General features: G+C 72.0%; 19 protein-coding genes. 11 read left to right on the forward strand and 8 right to left on the reverse strand.

Annotation, left to right across the window (positions count from 1 at the left end; genetic code table 11):
• Positions 1-3: 3 nt before the first annotated feature.
• From ACWD26_RS01135 to ACWD26_RS01155, 5 genes are all read right to left on the reverse strand, one after another.
• The gene (locus ACWD26_RS01135) at positions 4-1,083 is read right to left on the reverse strand and encodes an NAD(P)-binding domain-containing protein (RefSeq protein ID WP_451264871.1); all 1,080 of its coding nucleotides are present in this window, start codon (positions 1,081-1,083) and stop codon (positions 4-6) included.
• 108 nt (positions 1,084-1,191) lie between these two features.
• On the reverse strand, positions 1,192-2,223 hold the full coding sequence (locus tag ACWD26_RS01140; protein WP_451264873.1) for an ABC transporter substrate-binding protein: 1,032 nt from the start codon (positions 2,221-2,223) through the stop codon (positions 1,192-1,194).
• A gap of 144 nt (positions 2,224-2,367) precedes the next feature.
• Positions 2,368-3,192: an ABC transporter ATP-binding protein gene (locus tag ACWD26_RS01145; RefSeq protein WP_451264875.1), complete on the reverse strand. Its 825-nt coding sequence runs from the start codon at positions 3,190-3,192 to the stop codon at positions 2,368-2,370.
• Complete coding sequence (locus ACWD26_RS01150) at positions 3,165-4,058, reverse strand: ABC transporter permease (protein WP_451264877.1); 894 nt, start codon at positions 4,056-4,058, stop codon at positions 3,165-3,167. The genes ACWD26_RS01145 and ACWD26_RS01150 overlap by 28 nt, the downstream gene beginning before the upstream one ends.
• Positions 4,059-4,228: 170 nt before the next feature.
• On the reverse strand, positions 4,229-4,312 hold the full coding sequence (locus ACWD26_RS01155; RefSeq protein ID WP_319053403.1) for a putative leader peptide: 84 nt from the start codon (positions 4,310-4,312) through the stop codon (positions 4,229-4,231).
• Positions 4,313-4,525: 213 nt separating this feature from the next.
• Between ACWD26_RS01155 and ACWD26_RS01160 the strand changes: the two genes are divergently transcribed.
• From ACWD26_RS01160 to ACWD26_RS01185, 6 genes are all read left to right on the forward strand, one after another.
• A complete protein-coding gene (locus ACWD26_RS01160) occupies positions 4,526-4,948 on the forward strand; it encodes a secondary thiamine-phosphate synthase enzyme YjbQ (protein ID WP_451264879.1) in 423 nt (140 codons plus the stop codon).
• A 147-nt stretch (positions 4,949-5,095) separates the two neighbouring features.
• Positions 5,096-5,404 carry a recombinase family protein gene (locus ACWD26_RS01165; protein WP_451265259.1) on the forward strand — a complete coding sequence of 103 codons (309 nt, stop codon included), beginning with the start codon at positions 5,096-5,098 and terminating at the stop codon, positions 5,402-5,404.
• 186 nt (positions 5,405-5,590) lie between these two features.
• Entirely contained in the window at positions 5,591-7,894 is a 2,304-nt protein-coding gene (locus tag ACWD26_RS01170) for an ATP-binding protein (RefSeq protein WP_451264881.1), read from the forward strand.
• Between the two features lie 45 nt (positions 7,895-7,939).
• Positions 7,940-8,134: a ferredoxin gene (locus tag ACWD26_RS01175; RefSeq protein ID WP_451264883.1), complete on the forward strand. Its 195-nt coding sequence runs from the start codon at positions 7,940-7,942 to the stop codon at positions 8,132-8,134.
• Positions 8,131-9,234, forward strand: coding sequence for an NAD(P)/FAD-dependent oxidoreductase (locus ACWD26_RS01180; RefSeq protein ID WP_451264885.1), 1,104 nt, complete (start codon positions 8,131-8,133; stop codon positions 9,232-9,234). Before ACWD26_RS01175 ends, ACWD26_RS01180 begins: the two co-directional genes overlap by 4 nt.
• A 35-nt stretch (positions 9,235-9,269) precedes the next feature.
• Entirely contained in the window at positions 9,270-10,451 is a 1,182-nt protein-coding gene (locus tag ACWD26_RS01185) for a cytochrome P450 (RefSeq protein WP_451264887.1), read from the forward strand.
• A 12-nt stretch (positions 10,452-10,463) separates the two neighbouring features.
• On the opposite strand, the gene ACWD26_RS01190 is transcribed toward ACWD26_RS01185, so the two are convergent.
• The 3 genes from ACWD26_RS01190 to ACWD26_RS01200 all read right to left on the reverse strand — a co-directional run bounded on the left by ACWD26_RS01190 (position 10,464) and on the right by ACWD26_RS01200 (position 12,924).
• Positions 10,464-10,898, reverse strand: a complete 435-nt coding sequence (locus ACWD26_RS01190; RefSeq protein WP_451264889.1) for a hypothetical protein — start codon at positions 10,896-10,898, stop codon at positions 10,464-10,466.
• A gap of 131 nt (positions 10,899-11,029) precedes the next feature.
• Complete coding sequence (locus ACWD26_RS01195; RefSeq protein ID WP_451264891.1) at positions 11,030-11,731, reverse strand: response regulator; 702 nt, start codon at positions 11,729-11,731, stop codon at positions 11,030-11,032.
• Positions 11,728-12,924 carry a sensor histidine kinase gene (locus tag ACWD26_RS01200; RefSeq protein ID WP_451264893.1) on the reverse strand — a complete coding sequence of 399 codons (1,197 nt, stop codon included), beginning with the start codon at positions 12,922-12,924 and terminating at the stop codon, positions 11,728-11,730. The genes ACWD26_RS01195 and ACWD26_RS01200 overlap by 4 nt, the downstream gene beginning before the upstream one ends.
• Before the next feature lie 92 nt (positions 12,925-13,016).
• On the opposite strand from ACWD26_RS01200, the gene ACWD26_RS01205 reads away from it, so the two are divergent.
• From ACWD26_RS01205 to ACWD26_RS01225, 5 genes are all read left to right on the forward strand, one after another.
• Positions 13,017-13,139, forward strand: a complete 123-nt coding sequence (locus tag ACWD26_RS01205; protein ID WP_451264895.1) for a hypothetical protein — start codon at positions 13,017-13,019, stop codon at positions 13,137-13,139.
• On the forward strand, positions 13,136-13,948 hold the full coding sequence (locus ACWD26_RS01210) for an ABC transporter ATP-binding protein (protein WP_451264897.1): 813 nt from the start codon (positions 13,136-13,138) through the stop codon (positions 13,946-13,948). Before ACWD26_RS01205 ends, ACWD26_RS01210 begins: the two co-directional genes overlap by 4 nt.
• Positions 13,949-13,980: 32 nt before the next feature.
• Positions 13,981-15,993, forward strand: coding sequence for an FtsX-like permease family protein (locus ACWD26_RS01215; protein ID WP_451264899.1), 2,013 nt, complete (start codon positions 13,981-13,983; stop codon positions 15,991-15,993).
• Positions 15,994-16,245: 252 nt separating this feature from the next.
• The gene (locus ACWD26_RS01220) at positions 16,246-18,534 is read left to right on the forward strand and encodes an ATP-binding protein (protein WP_451264901.1); all 2,289 of its coding nucleotides are present in this window, start codon (positions 16,246-16,248) and stop codon (positions 18,532-18,534) included.
• A 186-nt stretch (positions 18,535-18,720) separates the two neighbouring features.
• Complete coding sequence (locus ACWD26_RS01225) at positions 18,721-19,821, forward strand: right-handed parallel beta-helix repeat-containing protein (protein ID WP_451265261.1); 1,101 nt, start codon at positions 18,721-18,723, stop codon at positions 19,819-19,821.
• Positions 19,822-19,966 lie beyond the last annotated feature (145 nt).

Below are 19,966 nucleotides of genomic sequence, written 5' to 3' on the forward strand. Positions count from 1 at the left end.
ACGTCAGGCGGCGGCGACCGGCTCGGCGGCCAGTAGTCGCCTGATGTCCCTCACCGCCTCGCGCCCGGCGCGGTTGGCGCCGATGGTACTGGCCGACGGGCCGTAGCCGACCAGGTGGATCCGTGGGTCGGCGACCGCGCGGGTGCCGTCGACGCGGATGCCGCCGCCGGGCTCGCGCAGCCGCAGCGGGGTCAGATGGTCGAGGGCGGCGCGGAAGCCGGTCGCCCAGAGGATGACATCGGCGTCCACCCGGCGGCCGTCGTCCCACTCCACGCCGTCGGGAGTGATCCGGTCGAACATCGGCAGCCGGTCCAGGACACCGTCCGCGAGGCCCTGCCGGATCGCGTCGTTGAGGGGCAGCCCCGTCACCGACACGACGCTCCTCGGCGGCAGGCCCTGCCGGACCCGCTCCTCCACCAGCGCGACCGCCGCGCGCCCCGCCCCCTCGTCGAACGGCCCCTCGCGGAACACGGGCGGACGCCTGGTCACCCATGTCGTCGCGGCGGCGTACGGCGCGATCTCCAGCAGATGCTGCGTCCCGGAGGCGCCCCCGCCCACCACGACCACCCGCAGCCCGGCGAACTCCTCCGGCCCCGGGTACCGCGCGGTGTGCAACTGCCGCCCCTGGAACGTCTCCTGACCGGGGTAGCGCGGCCAGAACGGCCGGTCCCACGTTCCCGTCGCGTTGATCAGCGCCCGCGTCGACCACGTACCGTCCGAGGTCTCCACGAGCAGCCGCCCGCCCTCGCCCTCCCGCACCGCGTGGACGTCCACCGGACGCCGCACCCGCAGGTCGAAGGTGTGTTCGTACGTGGCGAAGTACTCCTTGATGACCTCGGAGGACGGCCGCGCCGGATCGGCCCCCGTCAGCTCCAGCCCCGGCAGTGCGTGCATCCCGTGCACCTTGCCGTACGTCAGCGACGGCCAGCGGAACTGCCAGGCGCCGCCCGGCCCGGGGGAGTGGTCCAGCACCACGAAGTCGCGCTCCGGCTCGAAGCCGGATCGCCGCAGGTGATAGGCGCTCGACAGGCCCGCCTGACCAGAGCCTATGACGACTACCTCGACCTCGCGTGAGTTGTTCACGTTTCTACTAACCGTGGAGGAGGCGCGGATCTTCCCGCACGTCGGCCGCTCGGTGTGCTGCGCGTGGTACTCGATGTCTGCGAGCAGCGGTGGAGACGGACGATCACGTCATGAGCCCTCCGAGGCGCGGGGAGCGGTGGTCGACGGCGGGAGGTCGCCGTTGAAGCGGGGGTCGGTGAAGTCGCCGAAGTCGACCTTGTTCGGGATGAGCTTCAGCTCGGTGAAGGTGTCCGCGATCTTCTGCTCGGAGGCGATGAGCGGCTTGTCGACGGCCACCGCGATCCGGGTGGTGTACGTGCGCTTCACCGCGGCCAGCGCCACGTCCTCGGGCAGCCCGGTGTCCTGCGCCCAGACCCTCGCCCACTCCTCCTCGTGGGAGTACACCCACGTGTAGGCGCGCCGCAGCCGCTCCAGGTAGTCCTTGACGGCGGCTGCCTTCTTCTCGTCCCCGAGCGCGGTGGGCGCCGCCACCTGGAAGGTCAGGCCGTTGGTGACCCCCTCACCCGTGGTCAGGACACGCCCCTGCTTCGCCTTGAGCACCTGCGAGGTGTACGGGTCCCACACCGCCCACGCGTCGACCTTGCCGGAGGTGAACGCGGCGAGCGCGTCCGCCGGCTGGAGGTACTTGACGTCGACGTCGCCGAGCGACAGCCCGGCCTTCTCGAGGGAGGCCACCAACTGGTAGTGCGCGGACGAGCCTTGGGCCACGGCGACGGACCTGCCCTTGAGCTGCTCGGGCTTCGTCAGCTTCGAGTCGTTCGGTACGAGGATGGTGTCGCCGTCGGACGTGCCGTGCCAGGCCGCCACGACCGTGATCCTGGAGTCCGCCCCGGCCGCGAAGACGGGCGGAGTGTTGCCGACGCCGCCGATGTCGACGGCCTTGGCGTTGACGGCTTCCAGGAGGGGAGGACCCGAGGTGAACGTCGACCATTTGATCTTGTAGTCGAGGCCGTCGAGCTCCCCGGCCGCCCGCAAAATGGCCTCCGAACCGCCCTTCTGGTCACCGACGTTCAAGGTGAGCGAGCCCTTGCCGTCGGTCCCGCCTCCGGTTGCCGAGGTACTGGCCGAGGAGTTGCCGCCGCAGGCGGAGAGGAGCATGGCCAGGGGGAGAAGCAGGGCGGGGGCGAGGCGTCGTCGCATAAGGGATTCCGTTCGGTTGGTTCGAGTAAGGGCGAGCGGGAGCTGGTGTGGCGGGCCCAGGTGTTCGGGGGTTGTCTCTCGGGCGCCTCTCGGGCGGGCGCCTCCCGGGCCGCTCGGGGGAGGGGTCGGCTTCGCGAAGGGAGGTCAGGCGGCTTGGGTGGCGGGGTCGACGCCCAGTCGTTCGAGGAGTCGGCCGCGCAGCTCGGCGAACCGGGGGTCGGTGATGTCGCGGGGCCGGTCCAGATCGACTGGCGTCTCGTAGGCGATGACGCCTTCGTCCATCACCAGGACGCGGTCGGCGAGCAGGACCGCCTCCTCGACGTCGTGCGTCACGAGCAGCACCGCGCAGCCGCGCCGCTGCCACAGCTCGCCGACCAGACGCTGCGCCTTGATCCGGGTGAGCGCGTCGAGGGCGCCGAACGGTTCGTCGAGCAGCAGCAGATCGGGTTCGCGGACCAACGCCCGGGCCAGGGAGGCGCGTTGGGCCTCACCGCCGGAGAGCGTCTTGGGCCACGCCCCCGAACGGTGGTCCAGACCGACTTCCTTGAGCGCCTGCTCGGCAAGGGCGCGTTCGGGCTTGCCCGGCAGACCGAGCAGAACGTTCCGCCACACCCGCTTCCACGGCATCAGCCGCGGTGCCTGGAAGGCGACCGCCTTACGGCGCGGCACGAGGACGGTGCCCTCGATGTCGCGGTCCAGCCCGGCGAGGATGCGCAGCAGGGTGGACTTGCCGCAGCCGCTGCGGCCGAGCAGGGCGACGAACTCACCCGGCCGGACGTCGAGTCGGAGGTCGTCGATGACGGCGCGGCCACCGAAGGAGCGGGTGAGCCCCTCGACGTGCACGGCGTGAGGCACAGGTGCGGGGGCGGCGGGTGTGGGTTTGGTGGGTGCGGGTTCGGGGGCGGGTGCGGTATCGGGGGCCGGGTGGGCCTTTTTCGTTGTCACCGGCCGGTGAACGTCGGTCGCCATTGCAGCAACAGCCTTTCGAGGGAGCGGACGATGAAGTCGGCGAGCAGGCCGAGGAAGGCATAGACGATCAGGCAGACCACGATCACGTCGGTCCGCAGGAAGTCCCGTGCCTGCACCATGAGGAAGCCGATGCCGGAGTCCGCGTTGATCTGCTCGGCGAAGACGAGCGCGAGCCAGGCGATGCCGAGCGAGTACCGCAGACCCGTCATGGCGCCGGGCAGCGCACCCGGCAGCACGACATGCCGTACGAGCCCCCAGCGCGACAGTCCCAGGGACTCCCCGGCCTCGATCAACTGGGCGTCGACGCCACGGATCCCGGCGTACACGTTGAGATAGAGAGGGAACGACACGCCGAGGGTGATGATCGCGACCTTCGGGGCCTCGCCGATGCCGAACCAGATGATGAGCAGGGGGATCAGCCCCACGAACGGCACGGTCCGCAGCATCTGGACACTGGCGTCCACGAGGTCCTCACCGACCCGGAACAGCCCTGACACCAGGGCGAGTCCGGTGCCGACGACGGTCCCGAACACCACTCCGAGCGCGACCCGTTGCAACGACGTCCCCATCGCCGAGGGCAGCGAACCGTCGGCGATCAGATCACCCGCCACCTGCGCGATCCGGCCCGGAGAGGCGAGTACGTCAGCGGTCAACACGCCGGTGGTGCTGAGGAGTTGCCAGAGCGCGAGCAGCAGGAGGGGGCCGGAGGTGCGCCGCAGCCAGCGGGGGACACGGGTGCGGCGGGAGGAGCTGGGGACGAGGCGTTCGAGAGCGAGGGAACCAGATGTGTCGGTCGCATGACCGTGACCGGCTATATCCGGAATATCCGCCTCGTGTGTGTCGGGTGGGGCATGGCTGATGCTCATGAGAGCTCCGGGGGAGGAGAACGCCGGGGAAGGAGAGCGCCGGCGGGCGGGGGCGGCCGTGCGGTGCCGGCACGTCGGACACCGGTCGACGGATCGCTCAGTGGACCCGGCTCGTCAGACGTGCGGAAGAGGCGGCGCGCAGGCCGAGAGGAAAGGGAGGTGAAGAAGCGTCAGCAGCCGCGACGACAGGCGGCGGAGGCCACCCGCAGCAGGTCGATGTGACCGCGCGAAGTGAGCAGAGCTGAACGTGACATGCGGCGAAATTAGTCACCCGGGCCGTGCAGGGTCAATGGTGTCTCGCGGAGTGGACGCGGTGTATCACCGGCCGGGTCACCGCCGCGTCCGTCACGGCGCCCTGGTGCGCCGCGCCGGGGCGCCCCCCCCGTCGGGGCGGGCTCGGGGCGTCGGCGGCGGCGCGGACCGTCCCTCTCGCGCGTGCCGCCGTCGAGGTGCGCGAGGATGGAACCATGTCCGATGCGTTCACCACCCGAGTCCTGAACGTCGCCTCCGGCTCCCACGAGCGGGTCGTCGACCTCACCCACGACTGCGCGGCGTTCCTCCGCGAGGTGGCAGCCGGCCGGGACGGTCTCCTCAACGTCTTCGTCCCGCACGCCACGGCCGGCATCGCCATCATCGAGACAGGCGCCGGCAGCGACGACGACCTCCTCGCCGCCCTCCACACCCTCCTGCCCGCCGACGACCGCTGGCAGCACCGCCACGGTTCCCCGGGCCACGGCCGCGACCACGTCCTCCCCGCCATCGTCCCGCCCCACGCCACCCTGCCGGTCATCGACGGGAGGCTGGAACTGGGGACTTGGCAGTCTGTGTGCCTGGTGGACACCAATAAAGACAATGTCAACCGTCAGGTTCGACTGAGCTTCCTGGGCTGAGCAAGATCGTCCTGGGCGCGGCCGCCAAATCTCCGTATCTTGCGTGTTCGAAACGGAGACGTCTTGCGCGGTACGGACCTGAACATGATCGAACGCCCCTACGACGGATGCGGAAAGTGCCTGCTAGGAGTGCGGCGGCTGTCCCGGATGAAGCTAGCTACGTCGTCTCCGGAACGGCAGCGCGAGGACGTGCTTACCACCGCGGCCTCCGTCGGGGGCCACATCATCGGCTGGGCCGACGACTGGGAGGTGTCGGGCGCCACCGACCCGATGACCCGCCCGAAGTCGGGCCCTTGGCTTCGCGATGAGAGCGGTCCGTACGACGGGTTGGTGGCGGCCGCCGTGGACCGGCTCGGCCGCAACGTCGTGGACTGCCTCACCCATGCGCCTTGTGCTTCCCTGCAAGCGGTTGCGGAGTTACTCCGCTGGGCGGTCCACCCCAGAGGTGGCCGTTGATGCGTTTGGCGAGCACTTCTGATCGTGGCGCTGCCGTGATTCTCCTTATATGAGGTACTTGTTGGTGAATGCCTATCGAATTGGCCCGTCTCGGTGCACCTGACCGTGTTGTCGCAGGTCAGTGGGCGGGGGCGGAGGACTGCCCGGGGCTTGCCGCTGACCGACAGGTTTTCGTAGCGTTCAGGGGTGAGCAGCGCAACCGCACGAGGGGGAAACCTCCCGGCGGCCTTCACGACGTTCGTGGGCAGGCGGCGGGAGATGGCGGAGATCCGCCGCCGCCTCGGCACGGCACGGCTGCTGACGCTCACCGGCGTGGGCGGCGTGGGCAAGACGCGGCTGGCGCTGGAATCGGCGGCGGCCTCCCGCAAGGGCTTCGCCGACGGCGTCTGGCTGGTGGACCTGTCCGCCGTACAGGATCCGGCGGCCGTCGCGGCCGTCACCGCCACCGCCCTCGGCATACCCGACCTGTCCGCCAGACCCCTGCTCGAACAGCTCGCGGACCACCTGGCCGAGCGGCACTGCCTGATCGTGCTCGACAACTGCGAGCACCTGGTCGACGCCTGCGCCGAACTCGCGGACACCCTTCTCTCGGCCGCGCCCGGACTGCGCGTACTGGCGACCAGCCGGCACACGCTCGGCATGTCCGGCGAGCACGTCTTCACCGTCGCCCCGCTGTCCGTGCCGGACGAGGCCGTGGAGCTGCTGCGGGACCGGGCCGCGGCGAGCCGGCCGGAGTTCGATGTCACCGACGCCAACCGGGAGGCCGTCACCCGGCTGTGCGCCCACCTGGACGGGTTGCCCCTGGCGATCGAACTGGCCGCCTCCCGGCTGCGGACCCTGACCGTCGAGCAGGTGGCGGAGCGGCTGGAGGACCGTTTCACCCTGCTCACGGGCGGCAGCCGGACGGCCCGGCCCCGCCAGCGGACCCTGCGGGCACTGATCGACTGGAGCTACGAGCTGTGCGCCCCGGCCGAGCGGCTGCTGTGGAACCGGCTGTCGGTGTTCGCGGGCGGATTCGCCCTGGACGCCGCCGAGGCCGTCGGTGCCGGGGAGGGCATCCCACGCGGGGACGTGCTGGACCTCCTGGACCGCCTGGTCGCCCAGTCGGTGGTCCTCGTCGACGAGCGTGAGGGGCAACCCCGTTACCGGATGCTGGAGACCATCCGGCAGTACGGCACTCGGCGGCTCGCGGAATCCGGCGAGGAACGCCGGGTCGGGCTGATCCACCTGGACTTCTACCGCCGTCTCGCCGAGCGGATCGCCGACGGCTGGTACGGCCCCGGCCAGGAGGAGGGCCTGGCCCGGCTGCGCGCCGAGCACGCCAATCTCCGTACGGCGCTGGAGCACAGCGATCCGCGGACGGCGCAGGCGCTGGTCGCGGCCCTGCGCTTCCACTGGTGCGCCGACGGATTCCTCGGCGAGGGACGCCGGTGGCTCGACCGGGCCCTGGCCGCGGCTCCCGAGCCCACCCTGGCGCGGGCCAGGGCGCTGTGGGTGGCCGCCTGGGCCGCGCTGCTCCAGGGCGACCACGCGGCGGCGGACCGGTCGCTGGGGGAGGCCGGTCAGTTGGGCGACTGGCTGGGCGACCCGGTGGTGGGCGCGTACGTCGAGGGCTTCCGCGGCACCTCGGCGCTGTTCCGGGGGCATCTGGAGGAGGCCGTCTCCCGGTACGAGCGGGCGGTGGCCGCGCATGAGGCCGTCGGTGACGGCCCGGGCGCCCTGATCTCCCTCTTCCAGTTGGCGATCGCCCAGGCGCACACCGCCGACCCGCGGGCGGAGAGCACGGGCCGGCGCGCCGTGGCCACCGCCGAGGCCCACGGGGAGCGGTGGAGCCGTTCCTACGCGCTGTGGGCCCTCGGCCACGATGCCTGGGTGCGCGGCGACCCGGAGGCCGGTACGGACCTTGCGCGGGCCGGCCTGGACATCCAGCGCGGGTTCAACGACTACGTCGGCACCGCCCTGATGATGGAGCTGCTGGCCTGGATCACCGCGTCCCGGGGCGACCACCGGCGGGCGGCACGCCTGCTCGGGTCGATCCGCTCCCTGTGGCGGCACATCGGCACCACCATCGCGGCGTTCGGCCCGCATCTGGCCGAGCGGCACGAGCAGTGCGCAGCGTCGGTGGCACGCGCCCTGGGCGAGGAGGCGTACGAGGCGGCCCTCACCGAGGGCGGTGCGTACGACCGGCCGGCCGCGGCCATCGCCTACGCGTTGGACACCCGGCCGCCGGCGCCTCCCGCCGCCGAGCCCGCGTCCGGGGCCGGTCCGCTGACCCGCCGTGAGCGTGAGGTGGCCGCTCTGGTGGCCCAGGGGATGAGCAACCGGCGGATCGCCGCCGCGCTCGTCCTGTCGCCGCGCACCGTGGACGGCCACGTGGAGCGCATCCTGGCCAAGCTGGGCTTCAGTTCCCGTACGCAGGTCGCGGCCTGGGTGGCGCAGCATCACCTGCCCACCCCCTACGGACCCGGGAATCAGGTACCGACCCCGTAGTTCCACCCGTAGCCCCCGTGTGGGCCCGGCGCCGAGGGTGGTCGCATGGTGCACATCGACGTGGACGAGGGCCGCTGCGACGGCTTCGGATTCTGTGAACAGGCCGCGCCCGAGGTCTTCGGGCTCGACGACGACGGCGTCGTCACCGTTCTGCTGGACGACATTCCGCCCGCCCTGGCCGAGAAGGCGGAGGCGGCCACCCGCGCCTGTCCGGTGGCGGCGCTGCGGACCGTCCGATGAGGGCGGTCGTGGTCGGCGGCTCCCTCGCCGGAGTGACTGCCGTCGACGAGCTGCGGCGCCAGGGCTGGGACGGCGTGATCACGCTCGTGGGTGACGAGCCGCATGCCGCGTACGCCCGCCCGCCGCTGTCCAAGGGAGTGCTGAAAGGCACCGAGGGCGCCGATTCGGTCGCCCTGCCGCGACTCGGTGCCGACGTCGAGGTCCTCACCGGCATCCGGGCCACGGGCCTGGATGCGGACGCCCGGCTGGTGCGGGTCGAGGGCGACGTGGTGATCCCGTACGACAAGCTCGTGATCGCCACGGGGGCGCGGGCCCGCACGCTGGGGGAGCACGGGCTCGTCCTACGCACACTGGACGACGCCGTGCGCCTGCGGGGAGAACTCGCCAGGTCCCGCAGCGTGCTGGTGATCGGTGGCGGCTTCCTGGGCATGGAGATCGCCTCCGTCGCCGCCGAACTCGGCCTCGACGTCACGGTCGTCGACGTCCGGACGCCGTTCGTGACGACCCTCGGCCCCTTCCTCGCCCGGCTGTTCGAGCGGGCGGCGCGGGAACACGGCGTACGGACCGTGGTGTGCCCGGACGGTGTGAGCCCGACGCCGTACGGCGCCCGACTCGCCGACGGCAGCCGCCTGGAGGCCGACCTCGTCGTCACCGCCGTCGGCTGCCGGCCCAACACCGAGTGGCTGCAGGGCTCCGGGCTCACCCTGCTGGGCGGAGTCGTCGTCGACGAACGCTGCCGGGCCGGCGCACCGGACGTCGTCGCCGTCGGGGACGTCGCCGCCCTGCCCACCGGTGACGGCCGCTTCCGCCGCACCCCGCACTGGGACGCCGCGATCGGTCAGGCCCGGGCGGGCGTCGCCGCGTTGCTGCACGGCGACGCGGCCACGCCGTACACGCCACAGCCGTACTTCTGGACCGAGGCGTTCGGCCTGGCCGTGAAGCTCGCCGGGACGTTGCCCGCCGCCGGCGAACCGACCGTGCTCAAGGGCTCCCTCGCCGACCGCTCCGCCCTGCTGCGCTGGGACCACCCCGACCGTCCCGTGGCCGCCGCGCTCAACCACCGCATCCCGGTGGCCCGCCTGCGGGCGCTCGCCGCCTGACCCTTCCTCCGCCCGGACGATCGAAGGAGATCGCCATGACCACCACGACACCCCTCACCTCCGACCTCGACCTCTTCAGCGACGAAGCGCTCGCCGACCCCTACCCCCGGTACAAGGCGCTGCGCGACCTGGGCCCGGCCGTGTACCTCAGCCGGCACGATCTGTGGTTCATCTCCCGCTACGAGCAGGTGCGTTCGGCCCTCGGCGACTGGGAGACCTTCTCCTCCGGGCGGGGCATAGGCCTCAACGACGGCTTCAACGACGCCTGGGCCAGCGCCCTGATCAACATGGACCCGCCCGCGCAGACCGAGCAGCGCAAACTGTTCACCGACCGCCTGTCACCCCGCGCGCTGCGCCCGGTCGCCGAGAGCATCGACCAGCGGGCCGAGCGACTGGCCGACGAGCTGGTGGCGCGGGGCTCCTTCGACGCCGTCACGGACCTGGCCCAGGACCTCCCCGTCCACGTGATCATGGATCTGATCGGCTGGCCCGAGCAGGGCCGCGACCAACTCCTCGACATGGCCGCGGGCTGGTTCGACTCCGCCGGACCGGTCTGCCCGCGCACGGCCGCCTCGGTCCCCAAGGTCGAAGCCCTCATGGGCTACCTCGCCGGCGTCGTGGCCGAGGAGAACCTCGTGCCCGGCGGCTTCGGATGGACCATGCTGGAGGCCCACAAGGCCGGCCGGATTCCCGTCGAAGGCGCGATCGGCCTGCTCGCGGGTTACGTCGTGGCCGCCTTCGACACCACCATCAGCGCGATCTCCAGCGGCATGTGGCTTTTCGCCCGCCACCCCGAGCAGTGGGACCTGCTCCGCTCCGACCCGGCCCTTGCCCCCTCCGCCTTCAACGAGATCGTCCGCATCGAGAGCCCCATCCAGGTCTTCTCCCGCGTCACCACCCGCGAGGCCGACCTCGGCGAAGGCGTCGTCATCCCGTCCGGCGTCCGCGTCCTGCACGGCTACGGTGCAGCCAACCGCGACGAGCGCCACTTCCCCGCCCCCGACCGTTTCGACGTCCGCCGCAACCCCGTCGACCATCTCGCCTTCGGCTACGGCAACCACGCCTGCGCCGGTCAGGGCCTCGCCCGCCTCGAAGTCCACGCCGTACTCAAGGCGCTGGCCGCCCGCGTGGAACGCATCGAACTGGCTGGAGAGCCCGTCCGCGCCCTGAACAACATCACCCGCGGATTCCGCAGCCTGCCCGTACGCGTCAGCTGACTTTCTTCCCTATCAGAGGCTGGGCCGGGGGAGTTTCGGCGTGCCCGACGTGACGGCCTCGCTGCCGTCTCCCCGGCCCGGCGCGGCCGGGCATCCGAGGGACTGCCCTCCTTCGGCGAGTCCCCGCGCTTCATCCGGTTCGCGCTGCCGAACGGCGGATCGACCGCTGGCTATGTGCCTGCCGGCCAACTCTCTCGGCCTGCGCCCTCGCCTCTCTGCGGCGGCCTCGCGCTCGACTCGGGTGCAGCTGACCGCCCGCGGCTTCTCCTGCACCAGCGGCAGGGCGTAGTGCTCACGGACCTGTTTCTCGACCTCCGTTCGCGACACGGTGGCCGTGGCGCCGACGGTGCTGGTCGACTCGGTGCTCAGCAGCCGGGGTACGGCCACGGCCAAGCCGCCGAGGGCCACGGCGGTGGGGGCGGTCAGGGACACGGCGACGTACTTCATGATCTTCTCCTTGGGGGCGCTCGCTTGAGTGACGCTTCCTGAGGAGACTGGCTCGCAGTGCGGCCCTGACGCTTCGGCCTGCGGGCCGAAGACGGCTGCCCGTGGTCGGCCCGCAGGCCGAAGCGGACCGGTCAGGCAGACGGTGCCTGGCGGTCGCGTACGCGGCCGGTGTCCCAGGCCCACGCGGCGATCTCGACGCGATTGCGGACGCCCAGCTTGTCCTTGATGTTGGCCAGGTGGGTCTTGACGGTGCCCAGGGACAGGTACAGCTCGTCGCAGATCTCCTGGTTGGTGCGGCCCACCGCGAGCAGGCGTACGACGTCCGTTTCCCGCTCGGAGAGCGGATGCGGGGTGGCTGGTGCGGGCTGCTGTCCGGCGAGGTGCTTGAGGAGGCGGACGGTGACGGCGGGGGAGACCAGGGCGTCGCCGCGGGCGGCGGATCGTACGGCCTCGATCAGGAGGGTGGATCCGGCGTCCTTCAACAGGAAGCCACAGGCGCCGTTGCGCAGGGCGGTGTAGGCGTAGTCGTCCTGGTCGAAGGTGGTCACGACGACGACGCGCATCGGGTCGGTCACACCCGGTCCGGCCAGGGCGCGGGTGACCTCCAAGCCGTCCAGCTTGGGCATGCGGATGTCGACCAGGCACACATCCGGGCGCAGGCGGCGGGCGAGTTCGACGCACTCGGCGCCGTCGGCGGCCTCGCCGATGACCTCGAAGTCGGGCTGGGTGCCGAGGATCAGTCGGAAACCGGTGCGGACCATCTCCTGGTCGTCCGCGATCAGCACTCGTGTGCGGGTCGTGCCCGCCCCGTTCGAAGCTTCGGAGCCGTTCATGCGGGTGATCCTTCCACAGCCGGCAGGACCGGGAAGGCGGCGCTCACGCTCCAGCCGCCGTCCGCCGTCCGGCCGCTGGTGAGGGTGCCTTCCACGGCTTCGACGCGTTCGCGCAGGCCCACCAGGCCGAAGCCGCCCCGGCCGCCTGTCGGGGCGGTGACGCGGGCCGTCGGTGCCGTGTTGCGCACCTCCACCCGTAGCCGATCAGCACCGGATTGCCGGGCGAGGTCGAGGCGGACGGCCACGTCCGCGCCGGAGGCGTGGCGGCGCACGTTCGTCAGCGCCTCCTGCACCACGCGGTGGACGGAGGTCTCCACCTCCGGGGCCAGCCGGACCCCGCGCACCGCGTCCCCGACGTCCAGCCTCGCGTCGGTGCCGTGTCCGGCGAACGCGCCGACCAGGCGGTCCAGCTCGGTCAGCAGCTCGCCCGGGCGCGCGGCCTCGTGGTCCTCCTCGCGCAGGACCCGCACCAGGCGGCGCATGGAGTCCAGGGTCTCGCCGCCGGCCCGGGAGATGCCCTCCAGCAGGGGCTTGACCTGCTCCGGCGAGGTCTCCTGAATCATCAGCGCGGCGTTGGCGTGCACGATGATGCCGGTGACGTGGTGGGCGACGAAGTCGTGCAGGTCACGGGCGAGTTCGAGGCGTTCGTTGTGGCGTACGGCGTCCATGGCCCGGGCCCGGCGGGCGTCCAGCAGCCGCAGGTAGCAGGCCAGGCCGACGGCCCCACTGACCGCGAAGGTCAGGACGAAGGAGTATCCGAAGTAGTCACGTATGTCCCCGCGAAGTGGCAAGGCGATCACCGCGACAGCCAGCGCCGCCGACAGCGCCACAGCGGTGGCAGGCCGCCTTACCCGCCGCGCGGTCCGGGTGAGCAGCACGAGCAGGGCGACCGTTTCCAGCATCCCCCAGGTACCGTACGCGTTGAGCTGGGCAAACAGACGCATGCCCGCGGTCAGGGCCAAGGAGCCGAGCGCGGCGGCGCCGGCCCGCCATTCGGGACTCGGCCGGCGGGCGGGGAAGAGCAGCGTGGCGGCGGCGAGCGGGCCGGCGACAAGGTACAGCCAGCTCGACCACCGGTGCTGCGGGTCGTAGTGGGTCGCGATGTCGAGCAGCCACACCAGGGCCAGCCCCCCGCAGAGGGAGACCGTGATGGCGCGCCGGGCGGCCGGGGGGAGCGGAGTATCGGGTTCCACGCCGAAAGGGTACGGACGAACGGCCGACGTGCGGGTCGGCCTGCAGGCCGATGCCGGGTGCCCCGTACCGGCCCGGAGGCCGAGGACGCGCAGTGTGCCGCAGCGGGATCGTCGACGGCATGCAGATCCTCACCGTTCTCGACTACGCCCTGGCGGCGCTCGCCGGGCTGTGCTTCGTCCTGTGCGCCATCGTCACCGTGGACGTGGCCCGATGACCTCGCACCGTACGACGACCGCCTCCCCGGTCTTGGCCGGCATCGGTCTGACCAAGTCCTACGGCCTGATGCGCGCCCTGGCCGGTGTCGACGTGTCCGTCTCGGCGGGCGAGTCGCTGGCGGTCATGGGACCGTCCGGTTCGGGCAAGTCCACCTTGCTGCACTGCCTGGCCGGAATCGAACGGCCCGACGAGGGCCAGGTGCTGCTGGCCGGGGAGCGTGTGGACCAGCTGGGCGAGCCGGAGCGCAGTGAACTGCGCCGGACCCGTTTCGGTTTCGTCTTCCAGTCCGGCCAGCTGCTGCCGGAGCTGCCCGCCGACGAGAACGTGGCCCTGCCCCTGATGCTGGGCGGCATGCCGCGCCGCCACGCGGTCGCGAAGGCGCGGGAGTGGTTCGCGCCGCTGGGACTGTCGGGCAAGGAGGACCGGCGGCCGGGACAGCTGTCCGGCGGCCAGGCACAGCGGGTGGCCATCGCCCGTGCGCTGGTCGGCGGCCCGCAGGTGATCTTCGCCGACGAGCCGACCGGTGCGCTCGACCAGTCCACGGGCATGGAGGTCATCGGCCTGCTGGTCGCGATCACCCGCAGTCAGGGAGCCGCGCTCGTCGTGGTCACGCACGACGCGAACGTGGCGGGCTACTGCGACCGCACCGTCCGCGTCCGCGACGGACGCCTGAGCGAGGCCGGCCGGACGTATGCGGAGGCCGCGGTCGGCGACGTGACCGCCCACGCTGCGGAGGCGGCGGGCCTCGCCGTCTGGCGCACGGCCGGACACACGTCCGGTGACGCGGACGCGAGGTACGACCGATGAGGGCACTGAGCCCGATGAGAGCACGGGGCCCGATGAGGGCACTGGACCGCACCACCTGGACCCTGACCTGGCGCCTGACCCGCGCCGGCGGCCGCACCGGTCTGCTCGCCACCGGCTTGGCCGTCGCGGCGGCCGCCATCAGCACCGCACTCCTGCTCATCTGCGTGGCCGCGAACCTCGGCTTCCAGCAGCGCGCCGACCACATCGACTGGCGCAACCCCGTACGCTCCTCGGCCCCGGTCGCTGTCGAGGCGGTCGGCACCACCTTCAGCGGCGGCACCCCGGTCACCGTCGTCGATGTCGCGCAACTGCCGGGCAGGAAGGCCCCGGCCCCGCCCGGCATGCCCCGTCTCCCCAAGCCGGGCGAAACGTGGGTCTCACCCGCTCTCGCCGACCTGCTCCACCGGCTGCCTGCCGACCGGCACCCCGTGCCCGGCACCCCGGCCGGCACCCTCGGCCGGGCGGCACTGGCCCACCCCGGCGAACTGGTCGCCGTCGTCGGCCACAAGCCGACCGACACCGCCGTCACCGCCCCGCGCGAGGCCGACCCGCGCCGCCCTGACGACACCGTGACGCCCACCCGCGTCGCCGACTTCACCGGTCGCCCCCTGCTGTACGGAATCGGCGGAGGTTACGTTGCCCTCGCCAAGATCGCCACCATCCTCGTCGTCATCCCGCTGCTGGTCCTGGGCGCCTCCTCCGCCCGCCTGTCGGTCTCCCGCCGCGACCAACGCCTCGCCGCGCTGCGGCTGATCGGCGCCACCCCCGGCCGTATCGCCGGGATGACCGCCGCCGAGGCCGTCCTCACCGGCGCGGCGGGCGCGCTGCTGGGCGCCGTCGGATACGCGTTGCTGCTGCCGGCCGCCGCCCGGGTGCCCGTGGCGGGCGGCACCTGGTACGTCGCCGACCTGTGGGTCGGACTGCCGGTTCTGCTCGCCGTACTCGCCGGTGTCGTCGCGACGGTCGTCGTCAGCGCGCTGGCCGGACTGCGTCAGGTCGTGGTCGGGCCGCTGGGCGTGGCGCGTCGCTCGCAGGCGCCCCGGATGAGCGTGCTGCGGGCGCTGGTCTTCGTCGCGGTGATCGTCGGCTACGCGTGGTTCACCGACGAGAAGAAGGACGAGGTCAACGGCATCCTGGTGTTCTTCGCCGTCGTCTTCCTCGCGCTGTCCGTGATCGGCCCGTGGGTGGTCGGCATCCTGGGCCGCGTCGTCAGCGCCAGAGCCACGACCCCCGCGACCCTGCTCGCCGGGCGCCGCATGCTGGACGACCCCAAGAGCGCCTGGCGTACGGTCTCCGGGCTCGCCCTCGCCGGATTCGTGGCCGGGTTCTTCGCCCTCTTCGGCGTCGTCGGCGGGTCCCCCTGGGGAAGCCCGAACACCCTCGCCGTGGCTGTGCCCAAGAGCCAGGTGACCGCGGTCCAGCACGAGGCGCGGCAGCGCCTGAAGGACGCTCAGGTCACCGCCACCGTGGGCAGCGACACCGACTGGGTCGCCGTCGGCGGCGGCGAGAACAGCGTCCAGGTCACGGTCACGGTGCTCGGCGACACCGAGAACCTGGACCGCGCCCGCACCGCACTGACGTCCCTCGTGCCCGGCCAGTACCCGGTCACCGGCACCGACGTCGACTGGTCCGACAAGCTGTTCGCGCGGGACTTCTCCACCGCCACCCGCGTCGTCCTGGGCCTCACCTTCGTGACCGCGATCGCCTCCGCGGGCATCACCGCGGCCTCCTCCGTCCTGGACCGCCGCCGCACCTACGGCCTGCTCCGGCTCGCCGGCACCCCGCTGCGGATCCTGGACGAGGCCCGCCGCAAGGAGACCCTCATCCCCGTGGCCGTACTGGCGGGCGGTGCCGTCCTCACCGGCCTCTTCACCGCGGCCCCGCTCACCATCCTCGGCGGCGGCTCCTCCTCCCTCGACCTCGGGGGCATCGCCCTGCTCGCCGCTTGCTTCGGCCTCGGCGTCGCGGGACTGCTGGCGGCGAGCGCTCTCAGCCGCCCCCTGCTGAAGTCGGTCACGGTCCGGTCGGGCCCGCGCGACGAGTGACGGCCCACCCGCCGGGGCACCGGCACCACTGGTGCCCCGTCAACCAACCCACCGACCACCGAAGTTAGCCCAGCGCGACGATCCGAGAGTTCGCCGCGATCTTCCTTCACCACAGGAAGGCCAACCTCACGGTGTGCGCGCAGCTCGCACTCCTGGGCACTTGCACTTCTTAGCCAAGGCAGCGTGCGGGCCGGTGCCGTCAGCCGTGCAGCGTCACGTCAGCCGTGCAGCGTCATCAATACACTCAGCGAAGTGAGAAGGAACGTGACCACCCTGACATCAGACGTGGGGAACCTCCCCGCACCCCTCACCACGTTTGTGGGCAGGCGCCGGGACCTCGTCGAGATCCGCCGCCGTCTGAGGACGACGCGGCTGCTGACGCTCACCGGTCTGGGCGGGGTGGGCAAGACACGGCTGGCGCTGGAGGTGGCCGCCGCGTCGGCGACGGACTTCGCGGACGGGGTGTGGCTGGTGGATCTGGCGCCGGTGCGGGACCCGTCACTGGCGGCGAATGCCACGGCGACCGCGCTCGGGGTGCCGGACCTGGGCGCCAGACCGATCACCGACCAGCTCGCCGGCTATCTGAGCCACCGCGGTCCGCTGATCGTGCTGGACAACTGCGAGCACCTCGTCGACGCCTGCGCCGAGTTGGCGCAGGCGCTGCTGGCAGCCTCCCCCGGGCTGTGCATCCTGGCGACGAGCCGCCGGACGCTGGGCATCTTCGGCGAGCACGTCTTCACCGTCGCTCCGCTGGCGCCGGACGACGCGGTGGAACTGCTGCGGGACCGGACTTCCGCCGTGCGTCCGGGGTTCCAGGTCACCGACGACAACCGTGCCCAGGTCCTTCGGCTGTGCGAGGACCTGGACGGGCTGCCGCTGGCCATCGAGCTGGCCGCGTCCCGGCTGCGGACCCTCACCGTCGAACAGGCGGTGAACCGGCTGAAAGACCGCTTCAGGCTGCTCGCCACCGGCAGCCGGACCGCCCGGCCGCGCCAGCGGACCCTACGCGCGTTGATCGACTGGAGCCACGAGCTGTGCACTCCTGCCGAGCGGCTGCTGTGGAGCCGGCTGTCGGTCTTCGCCGACGACTTCTGCCTGGACGCCGCCGAGGCCGTATGCGCGGGGGACGGAATCGGCCGGGAGGATGTGCTGGATCTCCTCGACCAATTGGTCGTCCAGTCCGTCGTGCTGCCCACCCAGCGCGAGGGCCTGCCACGCTATCGGCTGCTGGAGACCGTCCGCCAGTACGGGCGGGAGCGGCTCGCCGAGTCCGGCCAGGAGCAGCGGATGCTGCGACGGCACCGGGACTTCTACCTGGCCCTCGCCGAGCACGTCGCCGACGGCTGGTACGGCCCCGGCCAGCGGGAAAGCCTGCTCCGGCTGCGTGCCGAGCACGCCAATCTGCGCATGGCACTGGAGTGTGGCGGCGACCCGCAGGCCACCCTGGCGCTGGCCGCCGCGCTGCGCTTCCACTGGGGCGAGGGCGGATTCCTCGGCGAGGGGCGCCGCTGGCTCGACCGGGCGCTCGCCGACGCGCCGGAGCCGACCCCGGCCCGGGCCAGGGCACTGTGGGTGGTCGCCTGGGTGGCGGTGCTGCAGCGCGATCACGCGGCGGCCGGCCGGTGGTTGGACGAGGCCGATGAGCTGGGCGAGCGGCTGGACGACCCGGTGGTGTGCGCGCACGTGAAGAGCCTGCGCGGCACGTCGGCGATGTTCTGCGGCCGGATGGAGGAGGCCATGTCCCTCTTCGAGGCGGCGGTGGCCGCCCACACGGAGACGGGCGAGGAGATCGGCCTGGTGTACGCGTTACTCCAGTTGGGCACCGCCCAGTCCCACATCGGGGACCCGCACGCGACGGAGAACTGCAGACGTGCGGTCGTCGCCGCCGAGGCACAGGGTGAGCGGCTGGTCCGCGCACATGCGCTGTGGACACTCGGCTATGACGCCTGGATCCATCGCGACCTGACGGAGGCCGCGGCCCTGATCCGGACCGCGCTGGAGAACGAGCACGGCTTCAACGACTACGTCAGAGTCGCGTTGATGCTGGAGCAGCTTGCCTGGATCACCGCCGCCCGCGGCGGTCACGAGGAGGCGGCACGGCTGCTGGGGGCCGCGCGTGTCCTGTGGCGGGACATCGACACCCCCATCTCGGTGTTCGGCCCGCACATGGTGGAGCAGCACGCCCGGTGCGAGGAGGACGTCGTACGAGCCCTGGGCCCGGCAGCGTACGAGAAGGCCCTCGCGGGCGGCGGCAGCCACCGTGGCCCCGACGAAGCCATCGCTACCGCCCTGCGCACCGAACTCGAGCCGGCCACCACCGACCCCGCCCCGAGCCCCTTGACCCCCCGGGAGCGGGAAGTGGCCGCGCTGGTCGCCAAGGGCATGAGCAACCGTCAGATCGCCTCCGCCCTCAAACGCTCCCCGCGCACCGTCGACGGCCACGTCGAGAACATCCTGGCCAAGCTGGGCTTCAGCTGCCGCGCCAGGATCGCGTCCTGGTGGACAGCGAACCAGCCGCCCACCCGTGGGACAACCCCGTAGAAATACCCGGGCCCGGGCGGGGCCCGGGCCCGTACAAGTACCCATGGCCCTGGGGCAGACCCCGCGCCGACCCTTGCGGGCATGAAGCACAACAAGGCGGCCAAGCCCGCACCGACCTCCGAAAACGAAGCCGCCGTGGGAAAGAGCGCGAAGCGCCACGGCGGTAGCCGTGCCCTGAGAACCGCCATGGCGATCGCCGTGGTGCCGGGAGTGGCGGGCACCTTCCTGTCCGCCTCGGCCGGCGATGCCGCGGCCTCCACCACCGTCGTGGTCTCCACCACCGCCCAGTTGGAGAGCGCCTTCAAGAGCGCCACGGCGGGGACCACCATCCAGGTGCGCGGCGGCACCTACACCCCCAGCGCCACCCTGGTGTCCACCTCGAACGGCACCGCCACCAACCGGATCACGCTCACCGCGTACGGCTCGGAGCAGGTGCGGGTCGACGGCTCGAAGCTGCCCGCCGGCTCCTGGCTGGTCGGGCTGTACGGCGACTACTGGACCGTCTCCAACATCCGGTTCCAGCACGCGCCCGCCCAGGGTTTCGTCGCGACCTCCTCCGTCGGCGGGATCTTCAAGAACCTCACCACCAACGGCAACGGCGACTCCGGCTTCACCCTGCGCGGCGACGGCACCACCGACAACCTGATCCAGAACCTGGACACGTACGACAACTACGACGCGGCCAACCACGGGCAGAACGCGGACGGCCTCGCCATCAAGTTCGGCTCCGGCACCGGCAACAAGGTCACCGGCGCCCGGCTGTTCAACAACGCCGACGACGGCATGGACATGTGGCAGTTCTCCTCGCCGGTGACCATCGAGCACACCTGGGCCTTCGGCAACGGCAGGAACCGCTGGAACGACCCCGCCTTCGAGGGCAACGGCAACGGCTTCAAGCTGGGCGGCGGTGGGGCCAGCGCGGCGCATGTGGTCAACAACAACGCCGCCTGGGACAACACGCTGCACGGCTTCACCGAGAACAGCAACCCGGGCGCGATCAACCTGAACCGCAACACCGCCTACGCCAACCAGCAGTCGGGCTTCTACTTCGAGCAGTCCGCGGCCCGCCTGTCGAGGAACCTGGCCGTGGGCAACAGCACGGGCAAGGCACAACTGGGCCCCCACACGGTCTCCGCCGGCAACAACTGGGACAGCGGGATCGCCACCCCGGCCTTCGTGAGCACCGACGCGACCACGGCGCACGGCCCCCGCAAGGCGGACGGCTCCCTGCCCGCGACGACCTTCCTGACGACCGGCAGCACCACCATCGGTTCGACGATGAACTGACGTCGCCGTCTCCGGGTGCCGCGCCGCACGCGGCACCCGGAAGTGGCAGCCGGTCAGGCACGCCGGCAGTGCGTGTGGCTGGGGCGGTACGTGCCCGAGGGCGGTGGATTACCGCCGGCGCACCGTCAAGGCCGGAATCTCCGCA

It is taken from the genome of Streptomyces sp. NPDC002787, from assembly GCF_053592095.1.